The organism is Serratia bockelmannii (genome assembly GCF_008011855.1).
GTDB lineage: Bacteria > Pseudomonadota > Gammaproteobacteria > Enterobacterales > Enterobacteriaceae > Serratia > Serratia bockelmannii.
This window is the reverse complement of the sequence record NZ_VOUX01000003.1, coordinates 145709-172078: the sequence shown is the minus strand read 5'-3', so window position 1 is coordinate 172078 and position 26370 is coordinate 145709. Positions and strand designations below refer to the sequence as shown.

Below are 26370 nucleotides of genomic sequence, written 5' to 3'. Positions count from 1 at the left end.
CCCGGCGCCCCTGGTTATTCACGCTCAGCGACGCGCGCCGGATTTCACCGCTTTCAGGATCACGAACTTCTTGTTCGAGGCCACCAGCGTGCAGTTGCCGAACAGGCGCTTGAGTTTCTGATGGTAGTCGAGGTGACGGTTGCCGACGATGCGCAATTCGCCGCCCACCTGCAGGCAGCGCTTGGCGTCGCAGAACATCTGCCAGGCGGTGTGATCGGTAATGGCGTGCTGCTGGTGGAACGGCGGGTTACACAGCACCGCCTGCACGCTTTCGCGCTCGATGCCCGCCAGCGCGTTGTTCACCTCAAACTGACAGCGATCCAGCTCTTGCGGCAGGTTGTGCTCCACATTCAGCTCGCTGGAAGCCACCGCCATGTAAGATTCATCGACGAAGGTCATCTGCGCTTCCGGGTTTTGCGCCAGCGCCGCCAGGCCAATCACGCCGTTGCCGCAGCCCAGATCGATGATATGGCCGTTCAGGCCACGCGGCAGATGATCCAGGAACAGGCGCGCGCCGATATCCAGGCTGCCACGCGAGAAGACGTTGGCGTGGTTGTGGATCAGCCAATCGGTGCCGTCCAGCGTCCAGTTGGTGGTTTCCGCTGCCGCCGGCGGGACGATGTCCGCCGCCTGACAGAAGATCAGGCGCGCCTTCTTCCACGCCAGGCTGGTGCGCGTCGGGCCCAGCACCTTTTCAAACAGCTGCATCGTCGAGGTATGCACGTCCCGCGCCTTGGCGCCGGCGACGATCAGCGTGTCTTCGGTCACGACGTGGCGCAGCGCGCGCAGCTGCTGTTCCAGCAACGCCAGCGCTTTCGGCACGCGAATCAGCACCACCGCCGGCGCTGCCGGCAGCTCGGCCAGGCTGTCCAACAGCGTGACCTGCTCAGGATCCAATCCGTTGAGTTTCAGGTTGTGACGCGTCGCCAGCTGGCTCATGTACGAGTCGCTGACGCTGTAAGGGCGATGCGCGTGCAGCGCACAGGCCAGGGTGCCGAAGTTATCGTTGAAAATCAGCACCGGGCGGCCGCCGATATCTACGTTTTCAAGCTGTTGCAGCAGATATTCGTCCGCCGCTTCCCACGCCTGCAGCTGGGTGGATTCTTCCTGTTGGGGATAACGCTCCAGCTCAAGTTGCTGTGTTCCCAGATCGAGTTGGCTCATTGCCCCTCCTGACTGATAAAATTTGGGCTGTTTATCCCCTAAAAACGCCCGTCAGTAAAATGTTTTTTCGGATAAATTGCGTATGTCAGGATTTGAGCGAAAAAACAGCATAGAATGACCGGCTGAATGGCCGTTGATACGGAACAAGAATGTCTGAATTGACCTACCTGCAAGGCTACCCAACGCATCTGCAAAGCCAGGTGCAGCAACTGATCCATCAGAATCGGCTGGGGGACGTGCTGCTGCAGCGCTATCCGCAGGTGCACGACTGCACGACCGACAAATCGCTGTATCAGTTTACCGTCGATCTGAAAAACCAGTATCTGCGCAACGCCCAGCCGCTGAGCAAGGTGGCCTACGACAGCAAGATCCACGTCATGAAGCACGCGCTCGGCCTGCATACCGCTATCTCGCGCGTGCAGGGCGGCAAGCTGAAGGCCAAGGCGGAAATCCGCGTGGCGACGGTGTTCAAGGTCGCGCCCGAACCGTTCCTGCGCATGATCGTGGTGCATGAGCTGGCGCACCTGAAAGAGAAAGATCACAACAAGGCATTCTACAGTCTGTGCTGCCATATGGAGCCGGATTACCACCAGTTGGAATTCGATACCCGGCTGTATCTGACGCACCTTTCGCTGTTCGGCGAGCTGTATGCATAGCGCGTGAGGGCGTGATAATCTGCGGTTTTAAGCCTGGACCGGAGCTCGCCATGATTCGCTTTGCCGTCGTCGGCACCAACTGGATTACGGAACGTTTTATCGATGCCGCCCATGAAAGCGGCAAACTTAAGTTGAGCGCCGTGTATTCACGCTCGCTGGAACAGGCGCAGGCGTTTGGCGCCAACTATCAGGTCACGCAGTTTTTCGACTCTCTCGAGGCGATGGCCCAGTCCGACGCCATAGACGCGGTGTATATCGCCAGCCCCAATTCCCTGCACTGCCCGCAATCGCTGCTGTTCCTGCGCCATAAAAAGCACGTGATCTGCGAAAAACCGCTGGCCTCCAACCAGCGCGAAGCGGAACAGCTGGTAGCCTGCGCGCGGGAAAATCAGGTGGTGCTGTTCGAGGCGTTCAAAAGCGCCTATCTGCCGAATTTTCTGGCGCTGCAACAGGCATTGGCGAAAATCGGCCGGCTGCGCAAAGCCTTCATCAACTACTGCCAATACTCTTCGCGCTACCCGCGCTACCTGGCCGGCGAGAACCCCAACACCTTTAATCCACAGTTCTCCAACGGCTCCATCATGGACATCGGCTACTACTGCCTGGCCAGCGCGGTGGCGCTGTTCGGCGCGCCGCAGTCGGTGCTCGCCAGCGCCACGCTGCTCGATACCGGCGTGGACGCCCACGGCACCGTCTGCCTGAACTACGGCGATTTCGACGTCACGCTTTCCCATTCCAAGGTCAGCGACTCGGCGATCCCCAGCGAGATCCAGGGGGAGGAAGGCACGCTGGTTATCGACAAGATTTCCGAGTGCCGGGGCGTGGCGCTGACGCCGCGCGGCGGCAACCGCCAGGATCTGAGCCAGCCGCAGCACATCAACACCATGTTGTATGAGGCGCTGGCCTTCGCCGAGTTGGTTGAGAAGCGTCAGGTGGAACATCCAGGGCTGGAGAATTCGCTGATCGTCGCCCGCCTGCTGACCGACATCCGCCGCCAGACCGGCGTCGTTTTCCCCGCCGACGGAGAATGAGATGAAACCGCTGCTCGTGATGCAAACCGGCGACGCGCCGCAGGCCATTCGTCAGGAATTGGCCAACTTTGAAGGCATGTTTCTGCAACAGGGCAACATCGACGCCGAACGCGCGCACATCGTGCATCTGCCCGCCGGCGAGCGGCCGTTGCCGCCGGCCGCCTATTGCGGCGTGGTCATCACCGGCTCGCCGGCGATGGTGACCGAACGGCTGCCGTGGAGCGAGGAGGCCGCCGAATGGCTGCGCCAGGCAATGGCGATCAAACTGCCGCTGTTCGGCGTCTGCTACGGCCACCAGCTGTTGGCCTACGCGCTCGGCGGCGAAGTGGGTTACCACCCGCAGGGCATGGAGGTCGGCACGCTGGAGATCGAACTGCTGCCCGCCGCGGCCGAAGACCGGCGGCTCACCCTGCTGCCGCCGCGCTTCAAAGCCAACCTGATCCACTCGCAGAGCGTGCTGACGCCGCCCGCCGGCGCGCAGACGCTGGCGCGTTCGCAGCAGGATGCGCACCAGATCCTGCGCTATGGCGATCATGCCCTGACCACCCAGTTCCACCCGGAATTCAACGGCGCGGTGATGAGCCAGTATCTGCAGTGGCTCGGCGAGCTGCATCCCGAGCAGCAGGCCCGCTATCAGCAGCAACAACAACAGGTTAGCGACACGCCGTTCAGCCGCCTGCTGCTGCAGGGATTCGTCGTCAGCCTCGGCGCGCAAAAAGCGATGGCCGGCTAACGCGATTCACGTTGACCGCCGACACATTTTGCATTACTTTCTGCTCTGCAAAGGGGAGTAACTTCATTGCCGGTCAATCGTCATTACGATGCGCAAGCATCCGGTTACCGGGCAACCTGATGTCAAAGGTGTAATCACCTTCATCAACGTTGTAAGTGAGACCTTGCCGGAAGGCGAGGTTTGCTTGCAGCGTTCACAGAGCGGCTGGCGTCTTCCGACGTTGGCCGTTTTTGTTTTTGAAGGATACCTCTGATGATGAATTCCGTTGGCACACCGTGGTTATGGGGCAGCTTCGCCGCCGTCATAGTCGTGATGCTCGCAATCGATCTCCTGTTGCAGGGCCGTAAAGGCGCGCACACCATGACCCTGAAGCAGGCCGCCAGCTGGTCGCTGGTGTGGGTCAGCCTCTCTCTGCTGTTCAATTTCGGTTTCTGGTACTACCTGAATGAAACCGCCGGGCGCGCCGTCGCCGATACCCAGGCGCTGGCCTTCCTGACCGGCTACCTGATCGAAAAAGCGCTGGCGGTGGATAACGTGTTCGTCTGGCTGATGCTGTTCAGCTACTTCGCCGTGCCGGCCAACCTGCAGCGGCGGGTGCTGATCTACGGCGTGCTGGGGGCGATCGTGCTACGCACCATCATGATCTTCGCCGGCAGCTGGCTGGTCAGCCAGTTCCAGTGGCTGCTGTATCTGTTCGGCGCTTTCCTGCTGTTCACCGGTATCAAGATGGCGCTGGCGAAGGAAGATGATTCGGCGATCGGCGACAAGCCGCTGGTGAAATGGCTGCGCAGCCGCCTGCGCATGACCGACAGCCTGGAAGGCGAGCGTTTCTTCGTGCGCCACAACGGCATCCTGTTCGCCACCCCGCTGGTGCTGGTGCTGATCCTGGTGGAACTGAGCGACGTGATTTTCGCGGTGGACAGCATCCCGGCGATTTTCGCCGTGACCACTGACCCGTTCATCGTGCTGACCTCTAACCTGTTCGCCATCATGGGCCTGCGCGCCATGTACTTCCTGCTGGCCAACGTGGCGGAACGTTTCTCGATGCTGAAATACGGCCTGTCGGTGATCCTGGTGTTTATCGGTATCAAGATGCTGATAATCGACTTCTTCCACATCCCGATCGGCCTATCGCTCGGCGTGGTGGCGGGCATCCTGACGCTCACTTTGGTGATCAACGCCTGGGTCAATCATCGCAACGATCGTCTGGCCAAGAAATAACCACAATCTGTTATCCGGGGCGCTAGTCGCCCCGCGATTGTTTGGCAATTCCCCCAAAACGCCAAACGTTATTGCGATCACACAAATGTAAACAGTATGTTATCAAGTGTTGATCCGCGCTCAGAATTTCACCCTAGCCTCTTTCCAACCTCATTCGATTACTGAATACTGATTCGGCAAACACACTTAGTTACAGAATCATATAAAGCTGCCCGGCGTCGTTCCCGCCGCGGCGGCCAGATAACATCAGGAAGAGAAGCACTATGCAAAAACTACTACAAAGGATTACTCAGGGCAGCCTGGTCAAACAAATCATGGTCGGCCTGGTGGCCGGCATTCTGGTGGCGCTGGTTTCGCCGGCGGCCGCAGCGGCCGTCGGCCTGCTCGGCACCCTGTTCGTCGGCGCGCTGAAAGCGGTAGCGCCGCTGCTGGTGCTGATACTGGTGATGGCATCGATCGCCAACCATAAGCAGGGACAGAAAACCAACATTCGCCCCATTCTGTTCCTCTACCTGCTGGGCACCTTCGCCGCGGCGCTGGTGGCGGTCGTCGTCAGCTTTATCTTCCCTTCCACGCTGGCGCTGACCACCGGCGCGACCGACATCACCCCGCCAGGCGGCATCGTGGACGTGATGAAAGGCCTGCTGCTGAGCGTAGTGGCCAACCCGTTCCATGCGCTGATTAACGCCAACTACATTGGCATTCTGGCGTGGGCCGTCGGACTGGGGCTGGCGCTGCGCCACGCTTCCGACACCACCAAGGGGCTGATCAACGACATGTCCCATGCGGTTACGCTGGTGGTGCGCGCGGTGATCCGCTGTGCGCCGCTCGGCATCTTCGGCCTGGTGGCTTCCACGCTGGCGGAAACCGGCTTCGGCGTGCTGTGGGGCTACGCCCAGTTGCTGATGGTGCTGCTCGGCTGCATGCTGCTGGTGGCGCTGGTACTCAACCCGCTGATCGTTTACTGGAAAATCCGCCGCAATCCGTATCCGCTGGTGTTCGCCTGCCTGCGCGAGAGCGGCGTGACCGCCTTCTTCACCCGCAGTTCAGCCGCCAACATTCCGGTGAACATGGAGCTGTGCAAGAAGCTGAACCTGAATGAGGACACCTACTCGGTTTCTATCCCGCTGGGCGCCACCATCAACATGGCCGGCGCGGCGATCACCATCACCGTGCTGACGCTGGCGGCGGTGAACACGCTGGGCATCGCGGTGGACGTCCCGACCGCCCTGCTGCTGAGCGTGGTGGCCGCCCTGTGCGCCTGCGGCGCCTCCGGCGTGGCCGGCGGCTCGCTGCTGCTGATTCCGCTGGCGTGCAACATGTTCGGCATTCCGAACGACGTGGCGATGCAGGTGGTGGCGGTCGGCTTTATTATCGGCGTGCTGCAGGATTCGGCGGAAACCGCCCTCAACTCCTCCACCGACGTGCTGTTCACCGCCGCGGCCTGCCAGGCGGAAGATCAACGGCTGGCGAACGAGGACCCGCTGAAGGTGCGTTAATCGCGCGTTGCTTCATAAAAAGGCGCTCCCTCGAGCGCCTTTTTTGTCAGCTTTAGAGCGTCACCCCGCTTTTAAAGATCGCCAGCTCGCGGAAATCGTTGGCTTCATTGCGCGCCGGGCGGCCGTTGGCGATCTCGACGATCAGATCGACGAAGCAGCCGAGCAAGGTCTCCATCGCCACGCCGTGGATCAGGCCGCCGGCGTCGAAATCGATCCAATGCGGTTTCTTCGCCGCCAGCTCGCTGTTGGTCGCCAGCTTCACCGTCGGCACAAAGCCGCCGTACGGCGTGCCGCGCCCGGTGCTGAACAGCACCATATGGCAGCCGGCGCCGGCCAGCGCGCTGGTCGCCACCGCATCGTTGCCCGGCGCGCTGAGCAGATTCAGCCCCGGCACACGCAGCCGCTCGCCGTATTTCAGCACGTCTACCACCTGGCTTAGCCCCGCTTTTTGGGTGCAGCCGAGCGATTTCTCCTCCAGCGTAGTGATGCCGCCGGCCTTGTTGCCCGGCGACGGATTCTCATAAATTGGCTGTTGATGGGCGATGAAATAGCGTTTGAAATCGTTGATCATATCGACGGTTTTTTCGAAGGTCTCCCCATCGCGGCAGCGGCTCATCAGAATGCGCTCGGCACCGAACATCTCCGGCACTTCGGTCAGCACCGTGGTGCCGCCGTTGGCTATCACATAGTCGGAAAAGCGCCCCAGCAGCGGGTTGGCGGTGATACCCGACAATCCGTCCGAACCGCCGCACTCCAGGCCGAACTTCAACTCGCTCAGGCGGCCCGGCTCGCGGCGATCGTGGCGCATCTCCCGGTACAGCTCGTGCAACAGCGCCAGCCCGGCTTCCACCTCGTCGTCCTGTTGTTGGCACACCATAAAGCGCAGCCGCCGCTCGTCCGCCATCCCCAGCGTGGCGCGAAAAGCATCTACCTGATTGTTCTCGCACCCCAACCCGATCACCAGCACCGCGCCGGCATTGGGATGGCGCGCCATGTTCTGCAGCATGATGCGGGTGTTGGCATGATCCTGCCCCAGCTGCGAGCAGCCGAACGGATGGCTGAACAGATGCACGCCGTCGATCCCCTCCGCCTGCGTTTGCTGCAAAAAGCGCTGCTGGATCTGGCGGGCGATGCCGTTGACGCAGCCGACGGTCGGCACGATCCACAGCTCGTTGCGGATCCCCACGTCGCCGCCGGCCCGGCGGTACAGCTGCACCTCGCGATCCGCCGCCTGCGGCGGCAACGCCGGGAACTGCGGCTGGTAACGGTAGCTGTCCAGATCGCTCAGGTTGGTTTTGGCGTTTTGCGAATGAATGTGCTCCCCAGGCGCAATGGCCGCGAGCGCATGGCCGATCGGCTGGCCGTATTTGATGATGTCTTCGCCCTCGGCGATCGGGCCGAGCGCAAACTTGTGCCCGCGCGCCACCGGCTGCGCCAGCTGAATACGCTCCCCGCCCAACTCAAGCATTTCTCCGGCGGCCAGATCGCGCAGCGCCACCGCCACGTTATCCTGCTCGTGAATCTTTATCGTACTTTGCATAAACCAGTCCCGGATAACGGCTACGCCAGTTCGATGGCGAAATAGTTTTTGGCGTTGTCGAAGCAGATGTTTTTCACCATCTCGCCCAGCAGCGCGATATCCGCCGGCGCTTCGCCGTCCGCCACCCAACGGCCGATCATCTGGCAAAGGATGCGGCGGAAGTATTCATGCCGCGTATACGACAGGAAGCTGCGACTGTCGGTCAGCATGCCGACGAAGCGGCTCAGCAACCCGAGCTGGGCCAGCTGCGTCATTTGGCGCTGCATGCCGTCCTTCTGATCGTTGAACCACCAACCGGAACCGAACTGCATCTTGCCCGGCGTGCCTTCCCCCTGAAAATTGCCGATCATGGTGCCGATCACTTCGTTATCGCGCGGATTGAGGCAATAGAGAATGGTTTTTGGCAGACCGCCCTGCCGCGCCTGAGCATCCAGCAGCCGCGACAGCGGTTCCGCCAGCGGCCGGTCGTTGATCGAGTCGAAGCCGATATCCGGCCCGACGGCGGCCAACATGCGGCTGTTGTTATTGCGCAGCGCGCCAATGTGATACTGCTGCACCCAGCCTCGGCGCCGGTATTCGCCAGCCAAAAACAGCAGCACAGCGCTTTTGAACTGGGCGCTCTGTTCCGGCGTCGGCAGCTCGCCGTTCAGGCGGCGCAGCAGGATCGCATCCAGCGCCGCTTCATCGGCCTCGCCGAACACCACCACGTCCAGCGCATGATCGGCCACTTTGCAACCGTGAGTGGCGAAGTGATCCATGCGCTTGTACAGGGCGTCGCACAGCGCGCTGAAGCGGCCGATGGCGGTGTCCGCCGCCGCCTCCAGCTGCCGCAGATAGTCGTTGAAGCCGGGCGCATCGATGGTGAAAGCTTTGTCCGGCCGCCAGCTCGGCAGCACCTTGATATCGAAGCTATGATCGTCGGCGATCGCCCGATGATGGCGCAGATCGTCGATCGGATCGTCGGTGGTGCCGACCATTTTCACATTCATCTGCTGCATGATGCCACGTGCGCGAAACTCATCCTGCGCCAGCAGCGCATTGCCGCGCTGCCAGATTTCATCCGCCGTGGCCGGCGACAACAGCGTATCCGTGATGCCGAACGGCCGGCGCAGCTCCAGATGCGTCCAGTGATAGAGCGGGTTGCCGATGGTGTGCGGCACCGTGGCGGCCCAGGCGTCGAATTTCTCGCGATCGCCCGCATCGCCGGTGCACAGCCGCTCTGCCACGCCGTTGGTGCGCATCGCCCGCCATTTGTAGTGATCGCCCCGCAGCCAGATATCGTACAGGTTGCTGAAGCGGGTATTCTCCGCAATCTGCTGCGGCGGCAAATGGCAGTGGTAGTCGAAAATCGGCTGCTGCGCCGCGTAGTCATGGTACAAACGCCGGGCAAATTCGCTGTCCAGCAGGAAATCTTCGCTCAAAAACGTCGCCATCTCGGGCTCCTTACCTTACTTGCCGTGCGGCACAGGGATCGAATCACAAAAGTTATCACACCAATTTTAGCGAGCGTCCAGCAAATTTTTCCCGCCATCTGCCGTTCTGCTATCCTTCAATCCCTTTTTAGCTCGTTTTTACGGCAAATGTGCGGCATAAACGCCCTATTTCACCGGCGACAGTATCGCTCAGGCGAATAATTCCTTTTGTGATATCACTCAACTTTTAAACCTGTATGACAGGTTATTGTCTCGCCAGCCGCATCGCCGGCCATACCTTCAAACGGGGAGACATTTCGGATGCGTAAAATTAAAGGGTTACGCTGGTACATGATCGGGCTGGTGACCGTCGGCACCGTGCTGGGTTACCTGACCCGCAACGCCATTGCCGTGGCGGCGCCGACGCTGGAAGATACGCTGCACATCACCACCCAACAGTATTCCTATATCGTCGCCGCCTACTCCGCGTGCTACACCGTGATGCAACCGGTGGCGGGCTACGTGCTGGACGTGCTGGGCACCAAGGTCGGCTACGCCATGTTCGCCATTCTGTGGGCGCTGTTCTGCATGGGCACCGCGCTGGCCAACAGTTGGGGCGGGCTGGCGTTGGCGCGCGGCGCGGTCGGCATGGCGGAAGCGGCAATGATCCCCGCCGGGCTGAAGGCCAGCAGCGAATGGTTTCCGGCCAAAGAGCGTTCGATCGCCGTCGGCTATTTCAACGTGGGCTCGTCGATCGGCGGCATGATCGCCCCGCCGCTGGTGGTATGGGCCATCGTCGCGCACAGCTGGGAGATGGCGTTCATTATCACCGGCGTGCTGAGCCTGATCTGGGCCATCTGCTGGCTGCTGTTCTACAAACACCCGAAAGATCAGAAGAAACTGAGCCAGGAAGAACGCCGTTACATCCTCGAAGGCCAGGAAGCGCAGCACCAGACCTCTAACGCCAAAAAGATGTCCGCCTGGCAGATCGTGCGCAATCGCCAGTTCTGGGGCATCGCGTTGCCGCGCTTTCTCGCGGAGCCGGCGTGGGGCACCTTCAACGCCTGGATCCCGCTGTTCATGTTCAAGGCCTACGGCTTTAACCTGAAAGAGATCGCCATGTTCGCCTGGATGCCGATGCTGTTTGCCGATCTCGGCTGCATCGTCGGCGGTTATCTGCCACCGCTGTTCCAGAAGTATTTCAAGGTCAACCTGATCGTCTCACGCAAGCTGGTGGTGACGATGGGGGCGGTGTTGATGATCGGCCCCGGCATGATCGGCCTGTTCACCAGCCCTTACGCGGCTATCGCGCTGCTGTGCGTCGGGGGCTTCGCCCATCAGGCGCTGTCCGGCGCGTTGATCACCCTCTCTTCCGACGTGTTCGGCCGCAATGAGGTGGCGACCGCCAACGGGCTGACCGGCATGGCGGCCTGGACCGCCAGCACGCTGTTCGCCCTGGTGGTCGGCGCCCTGGCGGACACCCTCGGCTTCAGCCCGCTGTTCGCCGCGCTGTCGGTCTTCGACATTCTCGGCGCCATCGTCATCTGGACGGTGTTGCAAAACCGCCCGGCCGCCGAACCGCAACCCGCCGCGCTGCAGCCCACCCCGGCGCGCAGCTGATCCCCCGCCCGGCCGCTGCGCCGGGCCCCTTGCTCCTCTGGCAGCGGTGCCGAATAAGTGGTATAACAAATCCGATGGCCACGCGCCCCTTCCCACCGCACCGTATAGAGCATTCACTATGGAATTCACTGAAACCAGACGCCTGTATCAGCAACTGGCCGCCGAGCTTAAGCAACGTATCGAAAGCGGCCGCTACCCGGTAGGCGACAAACTGCCGGCCGAGCGATACATCGCCGAAGAGATGAATGTCAGCCGCACCGTGGTGCGCGAGGCGATCATCATGCTGGAAGTCGAAGGCTATGTGGACGTGCGCAAGGGATCCGGGATCCACGTGGTGTCCAACCAGCAAAAACACCTGGTGGTGCCGGGCGACAGCATCGAGTTCGCCACCGCCGGCCCGTTTGAACTGCTGCAGGCGCGCCAACTGATAGAAAGCAACATCGCCGAATTTGCCGCCACCCAGGTGACCAAGCAGGATATCGTGCAACTGATGGAGATCCAGGAGCATGCCCGCAAAGAGGATCGTTTCCGCGACTCGCAGTGGGATCTGAAGTTCCACGTGCAGGTGGCGCTGGCCACCCAGAACACCGCCATGGCCACCATCGTGGAAAAAATGTGGGTGCAGCGGGTCAACAACCCTTACTGGAAGAAACTGCACGAGCATATCGACGAACGTTCGATCGCCAGCTGGTGCGACGATCACGATCAGATCCTCAAGGCGCTGATGCGCAAAGATCCTTACGCCGCCAAACTGGCGATGTGGCAGCACCTGGAAAACACCAAGCAGATGCTGTTCAACGCCACCAGCGACGACTTCGAATACAACGCCGATCGCTACCTGTTCGCCGAGAATCCGGTGGTGCATCTGGATGGCGTGGGCCACGAGCCGAAATAGCCACGGCGGTCAAAAACCGTCGGCTTATGTCAGGTAATGTAAAATCCGCTGAATCGATGCCGGAACCGCCGTTTGCCGTGTACTATTTCACCGTCGGCAACGTAGATTTCCCTGTTGCCAATCGTGCTATTTTGGTAGAGTTAGCCCACTTTTTTACCCATTGCTGCGGGGGCGGGACGCGAATAAATGCGCTGGTTGTTTGCCATGCTGATTGCTGTTTTCTGCTGGACCGGTTCGGTCTCCGGCCCACAGCTATGCGTGGCGTCACCCAAGCCCACCCCCAGCGCGCTGAGCAGCCTGCCGCTGTTGGCGGAGCCGGCGCTTTCCCCCTATGATCAGGTGTATCGGGCGCCGGCCGAAGCGCGCCGCAAAGCCCCCGGCAAGTTGCCGCTGCTGCTGCCCAGAGCGCACTCTTTCTCCGGCTCGCTGCTCGCCTCCTCCCTGCCGGTGCCGGTCTATACCCTGGCCGCAGAGCCGGGCTACCGAATTCGCTTCCCCCGCCAGGACACGCCGGCCCCCAACCGGCTTGCCCAGGTCGACGGGATGCTGGACGCCTCCAGGCAACAGAGTCGGCAGGCCGGATGGAAAGAAAGTAACATGCAGTACCGTGGCACGCTGACTTACCACCTATGACCGGTGTCGCACCGCTTAGAAACCTTAAAGCAACGCCGTTTCATCGTTATCAGCATTCAGGATCGCCGCGCGTTTTCAGCCCACGCCCGTTCCACCGCTGAGATAAAAATAAACAATGACGTTTTAGGAACACCGGATGGATATCATTAAAGAACTGATACATGCCTTATGGCAGCAGGATTTTGAGACGCTGGCGAACCCTTCGCTGGTGTGGACCCTCTACATCCTGCTGTTCATGATCCTGTTTTTGGAAAACGGGCTGCTGCCGGCCGCTTTCCTGCCGGGCGACAGCCTGCTGATCCTGGTCGGCGTGCTGATCGCCAAAGGCACCATGGGCTTCCCATTGACCATCGTTATCCTGACCGTCGCCGCCAGCCTGGGCTGCTGGGTCAGCTATATACAGGGCCGGTGGCTCGGCAATACGCGAACGGTGCAAGGCTGGCTTTCGCATCTGCCGGCCCACTACCATCAGCGTGCGCATAACCTGTTCCACCGCCACGGCCTTTCCGCCCTGCTGGTCGGCCGCTTCCTGGCCTTCGTGCGCACCCTGCTGCCAACCATCGCTGGCCTGTCCGGCCTGAACAACGCGCGCTTCCAGTTCTTCAACTGGATGAGCGGCCTGCTGTGGGTCTTGATCCTGACGACGCTGGGCTTCGCCCTCGGGAAAACCCCGGTGTTCCGCAAGTATGAAGATCAACTGATGTTCTGCCTGATGATGTTGCCGCTGGTATTGCTGGTGGTTGGGCTGGTCGGCTCACTGATCGTGCTGTGGCGCAAGAAACGCGCCAGCGGCCAGAACCCGGGGAAAGGGGCGTGACAGCAAAGCGCCCGCGCTGGCAATACGTCTTGATGATCGCGCTCGCCCTACTGGCGTTGGCGACGCTGCTGGTGCCCTGTATGGTGCGCACCGAGAGCGAGCTGCGCATTCGCGCCAGCCAGCAAGGGCTGTCGCTGCCCGACGGCTTTTACGTCTACCAGCGCCTGGATGAGCGCGGCATCCGCATCAAAAGCATCACGCCGGAAGGTGATGGCCTGGTCGTCCGTCTGGATTCGCCGGAGCAGCAGTTGCTGGCGCGCGAAGCGCTGCAAACCATCCTGCCGCCCGGTTACCACATCGCGTTGAGCGAATCCCCCGTGCCATCGCATTGGGTGCGCGAATTTGCGCGTTCCCCACTCAATCTGGGATAATCCCCCTTCAGATGAAGGGGTTTCCTTTCACTGCCATTATCTTCATTTTCATTCGCACCGATTAGCTCAAGAATTAATCAGTCAGCACTGAGTCACGGCTGATTCTTTGGGGGCACGCCGGTTTCATGACTATGCTGAAGGATAACTTCAGCCGGCGATGAACGCCCTCCTCTCGCGCTGCCGCCTTCGGCAGCCAGGAAAGCGGGTGCCTGTTCAGGTACCCCATGAAAAGGAACTGAAAGATGAAATTACGCCACTCCCTGTTACTGCTGTTGCCTCTCTGCACACTGCCGGCCCTCGCTGCGGCCGCTGAGGGCGGTTGTGCCGCCAAAGCGCAAAACATCCAACAGCAAATCGACTACGCCACCCAGCACGGTAACACCCACCGCGTGGACGGGCTAAAAAAAGCGCTGAGCGAAGTGCAGACTCACTGCACCGAAGCCGGCCTGCAAGCCGAACGCCAAAAAAACATCGCAGAGAAACAGCGCAAGGTCGACGAGCGCCGGCAGGAACTGAAAGAAACGCAGCAAACCGGCAAGCTGGACAAGGTCGCCAAGAAGCAGCAAAAGCTGGCGGAAGCGCAGGCTGAGTTGAAACGCGCCCAGGCGGAATAATTTTTTCACACCAGCGGATTTATCGATGAGAGCCCCATCACACGGGATTTCTTAAGCATATGAAATTGATGTCTGGTGTTATCTGCTGGCCATCACCCCTTTGCTCCGGCGAAAAAATCCGCTATGTTAAAAGTCTGTCGAAATAAACGTTAAGGAATAATCACATGGCACATGATTCAAATGCAGAAAACTTACGCGCTGAACTGAAGTCCTTAGCCGATACGCTGGAGGAAGTGCTGAACTCCTCCACCGACAAGCCGAAAGCCGAGCTGGAGAAGCTGCGCTCGAAAGCGGAAGGCGCGCTGAAAGAGACCCGCGCTCGCCTGAGCGACGCCGGTGACAAGCTGGCTTCGCAAACCAAGCAGATCGCCGGCCAGGCCGACGACTACGTGCGCGACAACCCGTGGACCGGCATCGGTATCGGCGCGGCGGTCGGCGTCGTGTTGGGCGTGCTGCTCGCGCGTCGTTAATCATGGCTGAACAACCGCAAGTGCGCGCGCAGGGCCCCGCTAAAGGGGTCCTGGATATCGGTCAGCGCATCATCACGATCCTGGTCGGCATGGTGGAAACCCGCGTCCGGCTGGCAGTGGTCGAGCTGGAAGAGGAGAAAGCCAACCTCATTCAGCTGCTGATCATGGCCGGCATGACGCTGCTGTTCACCGCCTTCGGTTTGATGAGCCTGCTGATCCTGATCTTCTGGGCCATCGATCCGGTCTACCGGCTGGTGGCGCTGGGCGCGACAACCGGCGTGCTGCTGTTCCTCGCCGTGGTCGGCACCATCTGGACGCTGGTCAAGGCCCGTCGCACCACGCTGCTCGGTGCCACGCGCAAACAGCTGGAACTCGACCGCGCCGAACTGGAGCGCGAGCCATGAGCCGCCGCCGCTATCTGGAATGGAAAAAAGAGAGGCTGATTCGGCAGATCCAGCAACAGCGTCTGGATCTGGCCGAACACAAGTCTCTGTGGCTGGAAAAGACCGAACGCATCGACCGCGGCTGGCAAACGGTGTTTGGCCTGCGCCGCTATCTGGTGCTCGGTTCCAGCGTCATGGCGCTGTACGGCATCCGCCATCCCAGCAAGATGATCCGCTGGTCGCGTCGCGCTTTCGGCGCATGGAGCGCTATCCGTCTGTTTAAAAAGACGTTTTCCGCCAAGTAAGCCGCTTAGTCTTTCCTTCAAACCTCCTGTTGCTCTGCCCGCATTTTCTCCCTTGATACAACGCGTCCAACCCCGGGGCCGGGCAACCTGCTGATCGGCGGCATTTTATTAGCACGCTAAAGATTCAGATTTTTTGAAAAATTACGACAGTTTTACTTGCTAACAACCTGAGCACTTCCCGCTTAACATTCACTCCATCAATACGATACGGAGCGGACAGGGTCAGAGACCCGCTACGCCGCCCGTTGATATGACTACCGCCGAACAGGCGCACAAAAACACTTTGGAGTAGATGATGAAAAAATTAGAAGATACAGGTTTGTTGGTTGCTCGTATTCTGATGCCAATCCTGTTTATCGTGGCAGGCTACGGCAAAATGGGTGACGCATATGCCGGTACCCAACAGTACATGCAATCGATGGGCGTGCCTGGCTTCTTGCTGCCGCTGACCATCCTGCTGGAATTTGGCGGCGGTCTGGCGATCCTGTTCGGTTTCCTGACCCGCACCGTGGCGCTGTTCACTGCCGGTTTCACCATCCTGACCGCGCTGCTGTTCCACACTGACTTTGCGGAAGGCGTAAACCAGCTGATGTTCATGAAAAACCTGACCATCGCCGGCGGCTTCATCGTGTTGGCGGTCGCAGGCCCGGGCGGCTTCAGCATCGACCGTATTCTGAACAAGAAATGGTAATCTAAACTGTCATTCAGGGCCCGGCATGCCGGGCTCTGTCGTTTTTTAACTCGGACACCAAGGAGATTCCCATGGGACAACTCGTCGATGGCGTTTGGCAAGACATCTGGTATGACACCAAATCTACCGGCGGCCGTTTCAAACGTTCAACCGCTCAGTTTCGCAATTGGGTGACCGCCGACGGTCAGCCGGGCGAACACGGCGTGGGCGGCTTCCAGGCCGAAGCGGGCCGTTATCACCTTTATGTTTCTCTCGCCTGCCCCTGGGCGCATCGCACGCTGCTGATGCGCAAACTGAAAGGGCTGGAGCAGATCATTCCGGTCTCGGTGGTGCACCCGCTGATGCTGGAAAACGGCTGGACCTTCGGCCAGGATTTTCCGGAAACCACCGGCGATCCGCTGTATCACGCCGACTTCCTGTACCAGATCTACCTGCGGGCCGATCCGCACTACAGCGGACGCGTGACCGTGCCGGTGCTGTGGGATAAACAGCGGCAAACCATCGTCAGCAACGAATCCGCCGACATCATTCGCATGTTCAACAGCGCATTTGACGGCGTCGGCGCTCGGGCAGGCGACTACTACCCGACCGCGCTGCGCGGCAAGATCGATGAGCTGAACGGTTGGATTTACGATCAAGTGAACAACGGCGTGTACAAAGCCGGTTTTGCCACCAGCCAGGAAGCCTATGACGAAGCGGTCAACGGGGTATTCAACGCGCTGGAGCGCCTGGAGCAGATCCTGGGGCAGCATCGCTACCTGACCGGCGATCGGCTGACCGAAGCCGACCTGCGTCTGTGGACCACGCTGGTGCGTTTCGATCCGGTGTACGTCACCCACTTCAAGTGCGATAAACACCGCATCAGCGACTACCTCAACCTGTACGGCTTCCTGCGCGACATCTACCAGATGCCGGGCATCGACGAGACGGTCAGCCTGCCGCACATTCGCAACCACTACTACCGCAGCCACGCCACCATCAACCCGCACGGCATCATTTCCATCGGGCCGGCGCAGGATCTGGACGAGCCGCACGGCCGCGACCAGCGCTTCGGTTAAGGCGAAAAAAATCCCCTTGCCGCCCGGCAAGGGGATGTCATCCAACCGACTTAACGCTGCGCGAACAGGCGCGGAATTTCGCGCAGGAACCAGGCTTTCGCCTCCCCCATGCTGTCGCGCCGCCAGGCCATGATGATATCGGCTTCGCGGCTGTATTCCGGCCCCACCACGCGCAGCCGCCCGGCCTCGATATCTTTCTCCACCATCGGATACGGCATGGTCGCCACCCCCAACCCGGCCAGCAGCGCCAGACGCTTGTCTTCAATGGTGCTCACCGTCAGACGCTGCTGCTTATCCAGCAGCTGTACGGTCAACACCGGGCGCTCGCGAGCGGTATCCGCCACCGCGATGCCGCGGTATTTCACGCGGGTCACTTCGGAAAGCGGCTCCGGCTCCAGGTGGATAGGATGATCCGGCGCGGCGACATAAACGCTCATCACCTTATACAGTTTGCGGGTGTTGATCTCGGACGACGCGCGAAAATGCATGTCCGGCGCGATCACGATGTCGGCGCGCCCCTGCTCCAGCCGCTCCCAGGCGCCCGCCAGCACCTCGGTGAAAATCGACACCTGGGTGTTGGCCTTCAGCGCCAGCTTGTCCACCAGCGGGAACAGCAGGCTCGGCGGCGACAGCGCTTCGCTGACGATGGTCAGGTGAGTTTCCCAACCGCGCGCCAGCGCCTCGGCGTCGGTGGTCAGCTTGTCGGCCGCTTCCAGCAGCACCCGCCCGCGTTCCAGCAACATGCGTCCCACGTTGGTGAACTTGGTGCGGTGGCCCGAACGGTCGAACAGCACCACGTCCAATTCTTCTTCCAATTTTTGCATGGTGTAGCTGAGTGCCGACGGCACCCGGCCCAATTCGTCGGCGGCCGCGGCGAAACTGCCGCGCCGGTCGATTGCATCCATCACCCTTAGTGCCTCAAGCGTGAGCGCCCGATCTCTGGCCATCGCATCCCTCTGTCAGGAAATTTGAATATGCCGACCAGATTAACTGGCTAACAATCCGACGTCCAGATGCTTACCATTTGGATAATGAATTTAGAGAGCCGATTGCCATGATTACATGCAGAACAGCACAACAATGCGGGCAAGCTGACTTTGGTTGGCTGCAGGCTCGCTACACCTTTTCCTTTGGTCACTACTTCGATCCCAAACTGATGGGCTACGCGTCGCTGCGGGTGCTGAATCAGGAGGTGCTGGCGCCGGGCGCGTCGTTCCAGCCGCGCACCTATCCCAGCGTCGATATCCTGAACCTGATCCTGCAGGGCGAGGCGGAATACCGCGACAGCGACGGCAACACCGCACGCGCCAAAGCCGGCGAAGCGCTGCTGTTGGCCACCCAGCCAAGCCTGAGCTACAGCGAACAGAACGTCAGCAGCGATACGCCACTGACTCGTCTGCAGCTGTGGCTGGATGCCTGCCCGGAACGCAACAACGAGCGGGTGCAGCGTCTGACGCTGCCGACTGCAGGCAACCTGCTGCTGGCCTCGCCTGACGGCGCGCAGGGCAGCCTGCAGCTGCGCCAGCAGGTCTGGATCCATCATCTCGATCTGCAGCCGGGCGAAGAACACACGCTGACGATTAATGGGCCGCGCGCTTATCTGCAGTCGATACACGGTACCATCGCCGCCACCGGCGAGCGCCACGAGGAACAGCGCCTGACCTGCGGCGACGGCGCCTTCGTGCGTGAGGAGAATCGCCTGACGATCCGCGCCGAGACGCCGCTGCGCGCGCTGCTGATTGACCTGCCGGTGTAAGCCGGGCCGAAAAACGAAAAACCCCGCGCAACGCCAGTTGCGCGGGGTTTTCTTTTGTCGAGGGAGTTGACCGGTAAGGCAACTAGCCAAATCCAAGAGGCTGATTCCCACCGCATTTACATGTGGTTAAACATTCATATGTATCTCGGTTTGTATCCCATTCTATCAGCTTTGGCTGTGTTATTAACACCTGAACTTTTTCTCTCTAATAGCGCGGAACTCTCACTTATGGGGAGTAATTTGTTATGGACTACTGGTTGTTGATCACAGTGCTAGGAGATAAAGTTAGTATCATTAACAGCCTCTAGCATTCCCCCGCCCGGTTTACAGGATGGTTACGCAAGGAAGAAAAGTAATGAAAGTACCTTTGACTGAAATGACCATAGCCGCCATTACCAAAATGATAGACGATGCACAGGCAGATAATCGAAGGGAGCCAAGCCATTCGGATTTAGAATTCGCAATAGCTCGAGCAGGGCTTGCAATAGCTGATCCTAAGTCTCAAGGGCAAACAGTCGGGAAAGCGAAGCGAGTTCGGGCTGTACTCTATTGGGCTTTAGAGCATGATCTTATGGCCGGTGAGAAGCTTTTCGAAACCATCTTCACCAAAGTCAAAGTTTTGGGTGGCTTTCGTGAACATTCACCCAATTATGTTGGACAAGATGCTATCAAAGGCGCTATCGAAGCCTTCAAAGTAGAAGGTTTAATCTTAGCAATAGATGGGAGCATACAAACCCAGAGCTTGGATTCGTTACACGGGCGAGCGTTAACGGATGCTCTTCGCATCTATTCGAACAGAGCAAGAAAGGGGGCTGAAGATGCCGCATTACTATCAGGGACTAGCAAAGACCTCCTAGAAGCAACCGCAGCCCATGTTTTAACTCAAAAGTATGGCTCTTACCCACAACAATCCAACTTTCAAGCGCTTATGGGACAAGCATTCATTGCACTCGGTCTAGCAACCCCGGAAGAAGAGTATAAATCTTCTGAGGCTCCTCAAAGAAGCATGGAGCGGGGATTGTATCACTCAGCGATAGGGATAAATCGGTTAAGGAATAAACAAGGCACTGGACATGGAAGACCATGGATTCCCTCAATAACCGAGACAGAAGCAAAAGCTGCAATTGAAATGGCAGGTATCATCGCTGGGTATATGCTGGATAAACTTGAAAACAAATAGCGACTTCGTGACTAGATGCTTCGGAGAATAAAAATGAGCAGTGTTAGTGTGTTAGCTAGTACAGCAGCAGCTGTTGGCATCATTGATAAAGCTGTAGGGATAGCGAAAAAGCTTGCAAACGATAGCGAGGATCTTGATAAGGCGACACTCAAACTTGAGCTTGTCGAGTTGATGAGTGAACTTGCTAGCGCCAAAATGGAAGTGATAACAACGCAAGCTTTGCTCTTTGCTTCAGAGCAAAAGAATAAGCAACTTGAAGAACAGTTAAAAGATAAAGCTGCTTTCTCCTTTAATTCAGGTGTTTATTGGAAAGCAGGTGATGATATTGCCTTTTGTCCTAAGTGTTTCGAAGGTTTAGGGAAAGCGGTTCATATGCGTTCACAATTTTACGAAGCCGAACCTGAATATGGCATACAATCCAGAACTTGCTGGCAATGTTTCCACTGCCATTTTGAAGAAAAAAGAGTGGTATAGAACTGGCTGCTTATCAATCGTGTGAAAACTGAAATATCATACATTTTGCTAGTTAATGGTTGAAATTCAAACAACCATAACCATTAGCGCCTTAATCATTAAAATGCAATGTACGGGGAAATTTGCTTATGCCTAATCTGTTGGAAACAAAAAGTGCTCGTGATTGGGTAAGCAGCGCCATTGAGCGCCACTCAAAAGGTCTTTATGGAAAACTTGTACCGGCAGTGCTTTGGACAGACGCTAGAGGTGATGATGGTGAACTCATCGTGCCAGCAGATCCTACTGAGCTTGTAGCAAAAATCAATCGAAATCCCTTCATCCTCTTGCATAACCATGATCCGGGAAGACCAAAAGGGCAAACTATTGAAAGTGCAAACTTCGTACATGAAGATGGCTCAAAATTCGTTGTTGCTATTTTAGGGTTTTATGCTGGTGGAGATATTTTAGAATTCAATCAATTAGGTATCGACACTCGTAAATTAGAGCCATCCCCCGAGGAACTTCCAGAGATACCAGATAGCGCTTGGATTGAATTTGCAACTGATCCGAGAGAAGTTGATTCGAAGTGGTTAGAACAGGTTACCGACAGTGCCCCAATACAAATAAAATACGCAGAGCTTTCACATAACACAGCGGAAGTCACACAGGAACTGATCAGAATCGGCATTAGTTTTCTGGCGATAGTATGGAATCCATTCACAACATCAATTGCTTCTGAAGCTGGCAAACGTACCTATATAGCACTTCATGAATGGGTTCGTAAGTTACTCACAAAGTTAGCTGATAGAAAGAATCCATTGCTCGACATCAGCTCATATCAAGACGGTTGTCAGGTTTCTTTCCTGTTTAGGGGAAAAAATGTGAAGCTTCTCTATGCAGCTCATGACGCCCTCCCAGAAGCCGCTGCACAAGCAAAACAGCTAATTGGAACGTTGAGAACTAGAGGTAATCCACCACGACAGCTAACATATGAATGGGATCAAGAGTCCCTTCGATGGTATCCCACTTATACAGTTTTGGATGACAAAAGGATCATTGTAGACAGTGGGACATTGATTGCTCTCGAGAAACTTCCATCAGGATTAAGTCTTGGCATACGTAAAGGGAAAACAACAACGCCTGTATTAAAGTCTGCTCCTGATGAGGAAGAAAAGTAACTATATGGCAGGATCGTCTACCGGGGCGAGGTCAGTCCATATCTAGTTTAGACACATCTACAATAGGGGTGTCTTTCCATAGAACTATTGAGATTGCCTCAAAGTACTTTTCATTTATCTGACGGGTTTTATCCGTCCAACTTGATTTATATTTTACGAAATCAGACCACGTATCAGTTAAAGTAACTTGCTTACCAACTTGAAATTCATCTTCAGGAGAAACCGTAGTCAGCAAAGCATTAGTGTTTTTTTGAATAGGTTTCAAATACTCAACTATATCGCCATAATCTTTAAAACGTTTACTAAAGAAAGCTTTTCTGGCATCTTGTCATAGCTTAGGGAAGTAATCATACTGAATCGAAGCCTCCATAAGTTGATTTTCCATTCCAACAACATCAAATTGGGAGCTTAGGCATGTTGTTATATAATCCTCAGAGAATGGTCTGGCACCATTGTAAAATCCCTCATCGAGATGCTGCCCAATAAACTCAGAAAATAGCAAACCTTCATTGATAGAAATAGCCTTACTTCCTGAAATTACTGCCGTCCTTGATTCCGATTTTTTCTTGTATGCCTCTTCGTAAATTTCCTGCTGAAGTTCTAGCAAAAAAAAATATCAATATCGTTTTGAGTTAACCGTCTTATTTTTCTCACAATCATTTTAGCTGATTGCTATCTATCCTACCAAGTTTCAGCAACGAAACGTAAAACATTAATCTGGTGATTAAGAACTTAGCTCGCTTAGCATCATGGCAACCTAAAGAAGACTTGAAAAAGTGTTTATCAGATAATCGAAAGTAAAGGTAGAACGTACCGTTCCGACGAAGAGTACAAGGAAGTGAACAACGGTTGGTGTATCCCATAATGTATCTCACTCTAACGTGAAATGCAGGCGGGACACACCAACCCATGTTTTTGAAGAGGAGTGGAGTTGACCGGTAAGCCGGGTTCTGTCGTGGACAGTCATTCCTCTAGGCCAGCAATCGCTCACTGGCTCAAGCAGCCTACCCGGGTTCAGTACGGGCCGTACCATGTGAACCCCTATTTGGCCTTGCTCCGGGTGGAGTTTACCGTGCCACGAACTGTTGCCAGCCGCGCGGTGCGCTCTTACCGCACCCTTTCACCCTTACCTGATCCCGCTTGCGCGGGCCATCGGCGGTTTGCTCTCTGTTGCACTAGTCGTAGGCTTGCGCCTCCCAGGCGTTACCTGGCACCCTGCCCTATGGAGCCCGGACTTTCCTCCCCTCCATCTGTCTCCCCGAAGAGGACGGCAATGAAGCGGCGACTGTCTGGTCAACTCCGGCGCGGATAGTAGCGTTGCGGCGGCGGCAGGTCAACCGCTTTACGGCTGTTGTTGCTCCAGCGCGTGCTTATACAACGCATTTTTCTTCACGCCGTGGATTTCCGCCGCCAGCGCCGCCGCCTTTTTCAACGGCAGCTCTTTTTGCAGCAGCGCCAGCGTGCGCAGCGCCTCGAGCGGCAACGCATCCTCCTGCGCTTTGTGGCCTTCGACGATCAGCACCATCTCACCGCGGCGGCGCACTTCATCTTCCTGCACCCACGCCAGCAGCTCGCCCACCGGCGCGCCGTGGATAGATTCCCAGGTTTTGGTCAGCTCGCGCGCCAGCACGACATAACGCTGCGGGCCCCAAACGGTGACCATGTCCTGCAGACTTTCCAGCAGACGGTGAGTGGATTCATAGAAAATCAGCGTGCGCGGTTCCTCCGCCAGCGCCATCAGCGTATCCTTGCGCCCCTTGGTTTTCGCCGGCAGAAAACCTTCGTAGCAGAAACGGTCGGAAGCGACGCCCGCGGCGCACAGCGCGGTAGTGGCGGCGCAGGCGCCCGGCAGCGGCACCACGCGAATGCCGGCCTCGCGGCAGCGGCGCACCAGGTGATAACCGGGATCGTTGATCAGCGGCGTGCCGGCGTCGGACACCAGCGCGATGCTCTGGCCTTCCTGCAGTTTCGCCAGCAGCTGATCGGCCTTTTGCTGTTCGTTGTGGTCATGCAGCGCGAACAGACGCGCGTTGATCGCGAAGTGTTGCAACAGCAATCCGGTATGGCGCGTGTCTTCCGCCGCGATCAGATCAACGCTTTTCAGTACCTCTAACGCGCGGTGGGTAATATCGCCCAGATTGCCGATGGGGGTGGGCACCACATACAGCGTTGATGCAGAAATGACTGATTGTTGGTGTTGATTCATTGTTTCATCCGGGTTGCCGATTTAATATTGAGCATCTTGAAAAAAACATCACTGGATACAGTATGCTTTCCTCAACATTCGTTCGTACCAAAGCAGGGCGTTCCAAGCCTGTCCGACTTACCGCAGTCATCGCGGCCGCCCTTTTCCTGGCAGGCTGTCCAAGTCGGGCCCCGCAAACGCCGCCCGCCAATATACAGGACGAAGCGAGCGCCAGCTCCGATTACTACCTGCAGCAGTTGCAGCAAAGCAGCGATGATAACAAGGCTGACTGGCAATTACTTGCTATTCGCGCCTTGCTGCGCGAAGGAAAACTGCCGCAGGCCGGCGACCAGTTGAATCAGTTGCCGAAAAACCTCAGCGGCGCACAGCAGACTGAGCGCCAGTTGCTGACCGCCGAACTGCAGATCGCCAACAAGAGCTACGTCAGCGCCCGCAGCACGCTGGGCCACCTGGACAGCGGTGCGCTGTCGCCGAATCAGAAGGTGCGCTACTACCAGGCGCAGATCGCCGCCAATCAAGGCAAAGCGTCGCTGCCATTGATCCGCGCCTATATCGCTCAGGAGCCGTTGCTGACCGGCAAACCGCACCAGGACAATCTGGATCAAACCTGGCAGGCCCTGCTGCAGCTGACGCCGCAGGAGATGAACAGCCTGGTGATCAACGCCGACGAGAACGTGCTGCAAGGCTGGCTGGATCTGCTGCGCGTCTATCAGGACAACAAGCAGGATCCCGATCTGCTGAAGGCCGGCATCAAAGATTGGCAGAACCGTTATCCGAAGAACCCGGCAGCCAAAACGCTGCCGGCTCGCCTGAACCAGGTGCTGAACTTCACTCAGGCCTCCACCTCGAAAATCGCCCTGCTGCTGCCGTTGAACGGCCAGGCGAAAGTGTTCGCCGACGCCATCCAGCAAGGCTTCGAAGCGGCGAAAAACGGCGGTTCCATGCCGGCGCCGCAACCTCAAGCCGCGCAACCTGCCAGCGCACCGGCCCAAACGGCGCCGGCCGATCAGGCCGCAGCGGGTGACATCAACGCCAACGGCGCGGTCAGCCCTTCGGCGCAAGAGAGCCAGCCGGCCGTGACCGCCGCGCAACCCGCTGCACCGTCCAGCGCGCCGATAACGCCGCTGCAGGCCGCTAATGCGCAGGTCAAAGTGTACGACACCACCAGCCAGCCGCTGGCCGCCTTGCTGAGCCAGGCGCAGCAGGATGGCGCTACTCTGGTGGTCGGGCCGCTGCTCAAAGAGAACGTCGATCAGCTGTCCGCCAGCACCACCACGCTGAACGTGCTGGCGCTCAACCAGCCGGAAACGCCGAAGGACAACCTGAACATCTGTTACTTCGCCCTGTCGCCGGAAGATGAAGCGCGCGACGCCGCCCGCCACATCTGGGAACAGCAGAAGCGTCAACCGCTGCTGCTGGTGCCGCGCGGCGCCTTCGGCGATCGCGTCGCCAAGGCCTTTAACCAGGAATGGCAGAAACAAGGCGGGCAAACCGTGCTGCGTCAGGACATCGGCTCTGCCGGCGAGCTGCGCCAGATGGTGAACAGCGGCGGCATCCGCATGACCGGCACGCCGATGTCGAGCGCCCCGGCGCCGCAGAGCGTCACCATCGCCGGGCTGACCATTCCTGCGCCGCCGAGCGACGTGCCCGCCGCCACCGGCGGCAGCGTCGACGCGGTGTATATCGTCGCTACCCAGTCCCAACTGACGCTGATCAAACCGATGATCGACATGGCCACCAGCTCGCGCGGCAAACCGGCGATGTACGCCAGCTCGCGCAGCTACCAGGCCGGCGCCGGCCCGGACTTCCGTCTGGAAATGGAAGGCCTGCAGTTCAGCGATATCCCGCTGCTGGCCGGCTCAAACCCTCAGCTGCTGCAGCAGGCCAGCGCGCGCTTCCGCAACGATTACTCGCTGGTGCGCCTGTATGCAATGGGGATGGATGCCTGGACATTGGCCAACCACTTTGCTGAAATGCGCCAGCTGCCGGGTTTCCAGGTTTCCGGCACCACCGGTACGCTGAGCGCATCGCCGAACTGCGTGATCAACCGCAAGCTGCCTTGGCTGCAATACCGTCAGGGTACGGTCGTTCCGGTCTCTTGAACCCACGCGCCTCCGGGGCGGGCTACGAGTTACTGGCCCGCCGTCACCTGGAACACGCCGGGCTCACCTTCTGCGCCGCCAACGTCGCGGTGCGCGGCGGTGAGCTCGACCTCATCATGCGCGACGGCACTACCTGGGTATTCGTCGAAGTGCGCTACCGCCGCAACGACGCCTTCGGCGGCGCGGCCGCCAGCGTCACCTTTCGCAAACAACAGCGGTTGCTGCACGCCGCCGCCGTCTGGCTGGCGGGGCGCGGAGCCAGTTTTGACACATCATCTTGCCGTTTTGATGTTTTGGCCATTACCGGTAGCCAGTTAGAATGGATACCCAACGCCTTCAATGCGGATTAATTGGGGTTTTGCGGCGCAGACCGGCCCTTTGA

29 protein-coding genes and 1 other RNA gene are annotated in these 26370 nt (G+C 58.3%); 22 read left to right on the top strand and 8 right to left on the bottom strand.

What is annotated here, in order from left to right:
- Positions 1-24 precede the first annotated feature (24 nt).
- Positions 25-1164, bottom strand: a complete 1140-nt coding sequence (gene rlmG / locus FOT55_RS05380; protein ID WP_060434619.1) for a 23S rRNA (guanine(1835)-N(2))-methyltransferase RlmG — start codon at positions 1162-1164, stop codon at positions 25-27.
- A gap of 149 nt (positions 1165-1313) precedes the next feature.
- On the opposite strand from rlmG, the gene FOT55_RS05375 reads away from it, so the two are divergent.
- From FOT55_RS05375 to sstT, 5 genes are all read left to right on the top strand, one after another.
- Complete coding sequence (locus tag FOT55_RS05375; protein ID WP_004937154.1) at positions 1314-1820, top strand: M48 metallopeptidase family protein; 507 nt, start codon at positions 1314-1316, stop codon at positions 1818-1820.
- Between the two features lie 50 nt (positions 1821-1870).
- Positions 1871-2851 carry a Gfo/Idh/MocA family protein gene (locus FOT55_RS05370; RefSeq protein WP_147823196.1) on the top strand — a complete coding sequence of 327 codons (981 nt, stop codon included), beginning with the start codon at positions 1871-1873 and terminating at the stop codon, positions 2849-2851.
- Position 2852: 1 nt separating this feature from the next.
- Positions 2853-3584 carry a glutamine amidotransferase gene (locus tag FOT55_RS05365; RefSeq protein ID WP_060434620.1) on the top strand — a complete coding sequence of 244 codons (732 nt, stop codon included), beginning with the start codon at positions 2853-2855 and terminating at the stop codon, positions 3582-3584.
- 252 nt (positions 3585-3836) lie between these two features.
- Positions 3837-4805 (top strand): TerC family protein, encoded by a 969-nt coding sequence (locus tag FOT55_RS05360; RefSeq protein ID WP_060434621.1) that lies wholly within the window; start codon positions 3837-3839, stop codon positions 4803-4805.
- A 263-nt stretch (positions 4806-5068) separates the two neighbouring features.
- Positions 5069-6304 (top strand): serine/threonine transporter SstT, encoded by a 1236-nt coding sequence (sstT, locus tag FOT55_RS05355; RefSeq protein WP_141972438.1) that lies wholly within the window; start codon positions 5069-5071, stop codon positions 6302-6304.
- Positions 6305-6356: 52 nt separating this feature from the next.
- On the opposite strand, the gene FOT55_RS05350 is transcribed toward sstT, so the two are convergent.
- On the bottom strand, positions 6357-7844 hold the full coding sequence (locus tag FOT55_RS05350; protein ID WP_060434625.1) for a UxaA family hydrolase: 1488 nt from the start codon (positions 7842-7844) through the stop codon (positions 6357-6359).
- Positions 7845-7864: 20 nt separating this feature from the next.
- Positions 7865-9277, bottom strand: coding sequence for a glucuronate isomerase (gene uxaC, locus FOT55_RS05345; protein WP_147823195.1), 1413 nt, complete (start codon positions 9275-9277; stop codon positions 7865-7867).
- A gap of 300 nt (positions 9278-9577) precedes the next feature.
- On the opposite strand from uxaC, the gene FOT55_RS05340 reads away from it, so the two are divergent.
- The 11 genes from FOT55_RS05340 to FOT55_RS05290 all read left to right on the top strand — a co-directional run bounded on the left by FOT55_RS05340 (position 9578) and on the right by FOT55_RS05290 (position 17113).
- Positions 9578-10876 (top strand): MFS transporter, encoded by a 1299-nt coding sequence (locus tag FOT55_RS05340; RefSeq protein ID WP_107227076.1) that lies wholly within the window; start codon positions 9578-9580, stop codon positions 10874-10876.
- 118 nt (positions 10877-10994) lie between these two features.
- On the top strand, positions 10995-11771 hold the full coding sequence (gene exuR, locus FOT55_RS05335; RefSeq protein WP_025304350.1) for a transcriptional regulator ExuR: 777 nt from the start codon (positions 10995-10997) through the stop codon (positions 11769-11771).
- A gap of 186 nt (positions 11772-11957) precedes the next feature.
- Positions 11958-12404 carry a hypothetical protein gene (locus FOT55_RS05330; protein ID WP_025304351.1) on the top strand — a complete coding sequence of 149 codons (447 nt, stop codon included), beginning with the start codon at positions 11958-11960 and terminating at the stop codon, positions 12402-12404.
- A 136-nt stretch (positions 12405-12540) separates the two neighbouring features.
- Complete coding sequence (locus tag FOT55_RS05325) at positions 12541-13221, top strand: DedA family protein (RefSeq protein ID WP_025304352.1); 681 nt, start codon at positions 12541-12543, stop codon at positions 13219-13221.
- The gene (gene mzrA, locus FOT55_RS05320; RefSeq protein ID WP_147823194.1) at positions 13218-13592 is read left to right on the top strand and encodes an EnvZ/OmpR regulon moderator MzrA; all 375 of its coding nucleotides are present in this window, start codon (positions 13218-13220) and stop codon (positions 13590-13592) included. Before FOT55_RS05325 ends, mzrA begins: the two co-directional genes overlap by 4 nt.
- A gap of 242 nt (positions 13593-13834) precedes the next feature.
- Positions 13835-14206 carry a DUF1090 domain-containing protein gene (locus FOT55_RS05315; RefSeq protein ID WP_025304353.1) on the top strand — a complete coding sequence of 124 codons (372 nt, stop codon included), beginning with the start codon at positions 13835-13837 and terminating at the stop codon, positions 14204-14206.
- A gap of 164 nt (positions 14207-14370) precedes the next feature.
- Positions 14371-14676 carry an ElaB/YgaM/YqjD family protein gene (locus FOT55_RS05310; RefSeq protein WP_004937125.1) on the top strand — a complete coding sequence of 102 codons (306 nt, stop codon included), beginning with the start codon at positions 14371-14373 and terminating at the stop codon, positions 14674-14676.
- 2 nt (positions 14677-14678) lie between these two features.
- Positions 14679-15080 carry a phage holin family protein gene (locus FOT55_RS05305; RefSeq protein WP_015379160.1) on the top strand — a complete coding sequence of 134 codons (402 nt, stop codon included), beginning with the start codon at positions 14679-14681 and terminating at the stop codon, positions 15078-15080.
- Complete coding sequence (locus FOT55_RS05300; protein ID WP_004937121.1) at positions 15077-15364, top strand: YqjK-like family protein; 288 nt, start codon at positions 15077-15079, stop codon at positions 15362-15364. The genes FOT55_RS05305 and FOT55_RS05300 overlap by 4 nt, the downstream gene beginning before the upstream one ends.
- Positions 15365-15659: 295 nt before the next feature.
- A complete protein-coding gene (locus FOT55_RS05295) occupies positions 15660-16055 on the top strand; it encodes a DoxX family protein (protein WP_025160115.1) in 396 nt (131 codons plus the stop codon).
- A gap of 71 nt (positions 16056-16126) precedes the next feature.
- Complete coding sequence (locus tag FOT55_RS05290; RefSeq protein ID WP_049208330.1) at positions 16127-17113, top strand: glutathione S-transferase family protein; 987 nt, start codon at positions 16127-16129, stop codon at positions 17111-17113.
- A 50-nt stretch (positions 17114-17163) separates the two neighbouring features.
- On the opposite strand, the gene FOT55_RS05285 is transcribed toward FOT55_RS05290, so the two are convergent.
- Positions 17164-18060, bottom strand: a complete 897-nt coding sequence (locus FOT55_RS05285; protein ID WP_025304355.1) for a LysR family transcriptional regulator — start codon at positions 18058-18060, stop codon at positions 17164-17166.
- A gap of 107 nt (positions 18061-18167) precedes the next feature.
- Here FOT55_RS05285 and FOT55_RS05280 point away from each other — a divergent pair, with 107 nt between their 5' ends.
- The 4 genes from FOT55_RS05280 to FOT55_RS05265 all read left to right on the top strand — a co-directional run bounded on the left by FOT55_RS05280 (position 18168) and on the right by FOT55_RS05265 (position 21680).
- Positions 18168-18869 carry a pirin family protein gene (locus FOT55_RS05280; protein WP_043141999.1) on the top strand — a complete coding sequence of 234 codons (702 nt, stop codon included), beginning with the start codon at positions 18168-18170 and terminating at the stop codon, positions 18867-18869.
- 355 nt (positions 18870-19224) lie between these two features.
- Positions 19225-20049, top strand: a complete 825-nt coding sequence (locus FOT55_RS05275; RefSeq protein ID WP_142591202.1) for an abortive infection family protein — start codon at positions 19225-19227, stop codon at positions 20047-20049.
- Positions 20050-20082: 33 nt separating this feature from the next.
- On the top strand, positions 20083-20523 hold the full coding sequence (locus tag FOT55_RS05270; protein ID WP_238476091.1) for a hypothetical protein: 441 nt from the start codon (positions 20083-20085) through the stop codon (positions 20521-20523).
- Positions 20524-20651: 128 nt separating this feature from the next.
- Complete coding sequence (locus FOT55_RS05265) at positions 20652-21680, top strand: hypothetical protein (protein WP_142591204.1); 1029 nt, start codon at positions 20652-20654, stop codon at positions 21678-21680.
- 31 nt (positions 21681-21711) lie between these two features.
- On the opposite strand, the gene FOT55_RS25565 is transcribed toward FOT55_RS05265, so the two are convergent.
- The 4 genes from FOT55_RS25565 to rsmI all read right to left on the bottom strand — a co-directional run bounded on the left by FOT55_RS25565 (position 21712) and on the right by rsmI (position 23886).
- Complete coding sequence (locus tag FOT55_RS25565; protein WP_238476090.1) at positions 21712-21945, bottom strand: hypothetical protein; 234 nt, start codon at positions 21943-21945, stop codon at positions 21712-21714.
- Positions 21946-22008: 63 nt separating this feature from the next.
- The gene (locus FOT55_RS25560; RefSeq protein ID WP_238476089.1) at positions 22009-22287 is read right to left on the bottom strand and encodes a hypothetical protein; all 279 of its coding nucleotides are present in this window, start codon (positions 22285-22287) and stop codon (positions 22009-22011) included.
- A gap of 316 nt (positions 22288-22603) precedes the next feature.
- Positions 22604-22981: RNase P RNA component class A (gene rnpB, locus FOT55_RS05255), an RNA gene on the bottom strand.
- Positions 22982-23022: 41 nt separating this feature from the next.
- On the bottom strand, positions 23023-23886 hold the full coding sequence (gene rsmI / locus FOT55_RS05250; RefSeq protein ID WP_004937108.1) for a 16S rRNA (cytidine(1402)-2'-O)-methyltransferase: 864 nt from the start codon (positions 23884-23886) through the stop codon (positions 23023-23025).
- Between the two features lie 62 nt (positions 23887-23948).
- Between rsmI and FOT55_RS05245 the strand changes: the two genes are divergently transcribed.
- Together FOT55_RS05245 and FOT55_RS05240 are read left to right on the top strand one after the other, a co-directional pair.
- The gene (locus FOT55_RS05245) at positions 23949-25988 is read left to right on the top strand and encodes a penicillin-binding protein activator (RefSeq protein ID WP_043141990.1); all 2040 of its coding nucleotides are present in this window, start codon (positions 23949-23951) and stop codon (positions 25986-25988) included.
- A complete protein-coding gene (locus FOT55_RS05240) occupies positions 25985-26338 on the top strand; it encodes a YraN family protein (protein ID WP_015379164.1) in 354 nt (117 codons plus the stop codon). The genes FOT55_RS05245 and FOT55_RS05240 overlap by 4 nt, the downstream gene beginning before the upstream one ends.
- The last annotated feature ends 32 nt before the right edge of the window (positions 26339-26370 follow it).

Coding starts and splice junctions, on each gene's coding strand:
- rlmG (WP_060434619.1), bottom strand. CDS start 1,164: ATGAGCCAACTCGATCTGGGAACACAGCAACTTGAGCTGGAGCGTTAT.
- FOT55_RS05375 (WP_004937154.1), top strand. CDS start 1,314: ATGTCTGAATTGACCTACCTGCAAGGCTACCCAACGCATCTGCAAAGC.
- FOT55_RS05370 (WP_147823196.1), top strand. CDS start 1,871: ATGATTCGCTTTGCCGTCGTCGGCACCAACTGGATTACGGAACGTTTT.
- FOT55_RS05365 (WP_060434620.1), top strand. CDS start 2,853: ATGAAACCGCTGCTCGTGATGCAAACCGGCGACGCGCCGCAGGCCATT.
- FOT55_RS05360 (WP_060434621.1), top strand. CDS start 3,837: ATGATGAATTCCGTTGGCACACCGTGGTTATGGGGCAGCTTCGCCGCC.
- sstT (WP_141972438.1), top strand. CDS start 5,069: ATGCAAAAACTACTACAAAGGATTACTCAGGGCAGCCTGGTCAAACAA.
- FOT55_RS05350 (WP_060434625.1), bottom strand. CDS start 7,844: ATGCAAAGTACGATAAAGATTCACGAGCAGGATAACGTGGCGGTGGCG.
- uxaC (WP_147823195.1), bottom strand. CDS start 9,277: ATGGCGACGTTTTTGAGCGAAGATTTCCTGCTGGACAGCGAATTTGCC.
- FOT55_RS05340 (WP_107227076.1), top strand. CDS start 9,578: ATGCGTAAAATTAAAGGGTTACGCTGGTACATGATCGGGCTGGTGACC.
- exuR (WP_025304350.1), top strand. CDS start 10,995: ATGGAATTCACTGAAACCAGACGCCTGTATCAGCAACTGGCCGCCGAG.
- FOT55_RS05330 (WP_025304351.1), top strand. CDS start 11,958: ATGCGCTGGTTGTTTGCCATGCTGATTGCTGTTTTCTGCTGGACCGGT.
- FOT55_RS05325 (WP_025304352.1), top strand. CDS start 12,541: ATGGATATCATTAAAGAACTGATACATGCCTTATGGCAGCAGGATTTT.
- FOT55_RS05315 (WP_025304353.1), top strand. CDS start 13,835: ATGAAATTACGCCACTCCCTGTTACTGCTGTTGCCTCTCTGCACACTG.
- FOT55_RS05310 (WP_004937125.1), top strand. CDS start 14,371: ATGGCACATGATTCAAATGCAGAAAACTTACGCGCTGAACTGAAGTCC.
- FOT55_RS05305 (WP_015379160.1), top strand. CDS start 14,679: ATGGCTGAACAACCGCAAGTGCGCGCGCAGGGCCCCGCTAAAGGGGTC.
- FOT55_RS05300 (WP_004937121.1), top strand. CDS start 15,077: ATGAGCCGCCGCCGCTATCTGGAATGGAAAAAAGAGAGGCTGATTCGG.
- FOT55_RS05295 (WP_025160115.1), top strand. CDS start 15,660: ATGAAAAAATTAGAAGATACAGGTTTGTTGGTTGCTCGTATTCTGATG.
- FOT55_RS05290 (WP_049208330.1), top strand. CDS start 16,127: ATGGGACAACTCGTCGATGGCGTTTGGCAAGACATCTGGTATGACACC.
- FOT55_RS05285 (WP_025304355.1), bottom strand. CDS start 18,060: ATGGCCAGAGATCGGGCGCTCACGCTTGAGGCACTAAGGGTGATGGAT.
- FOT55_RS05280 (WP_043141999.1), top strand. CDS start 18,168: ATGATTACATGCAGAACAGCACAACAATGCGGGCAAGCTGACTTTGGT.
- FOT55_RS05275 (WP_142591202.1), top strand. CDS start 19,225: ATGAAAGTACCTTTGACTGAAATGACCATAGCCGCCATTACCAAAATG.
- FOT55_RS05270 (WP_238476091.1), top strand. CDS start 20,083: ATGAGCAGTGTTAGTGTGTTAGCTAGTACAGCAGCAGCTGTTGGCATC.
- FOT55_RS05265 (WP_142591204.1), top strand. CDS start 20,652: ATGCCTAATCTGTTGGAAACAAAAAGTGCTCGTGATTGGGTAAGCAGC.
- rsmI (WP_004937108.1), bottom strand. CDS start 23,886: ATGAATCAACACCAACAATCAGTCATTTCTGCATCAACGCTGTATGTG.
- FOT55_RS05245 (WP_043141990.1), top strand. CDS start 23,949: ATGCTTTCCTCAACATTCGTTCGTACCAAAGCAGGGCGTTCCAAGCCT.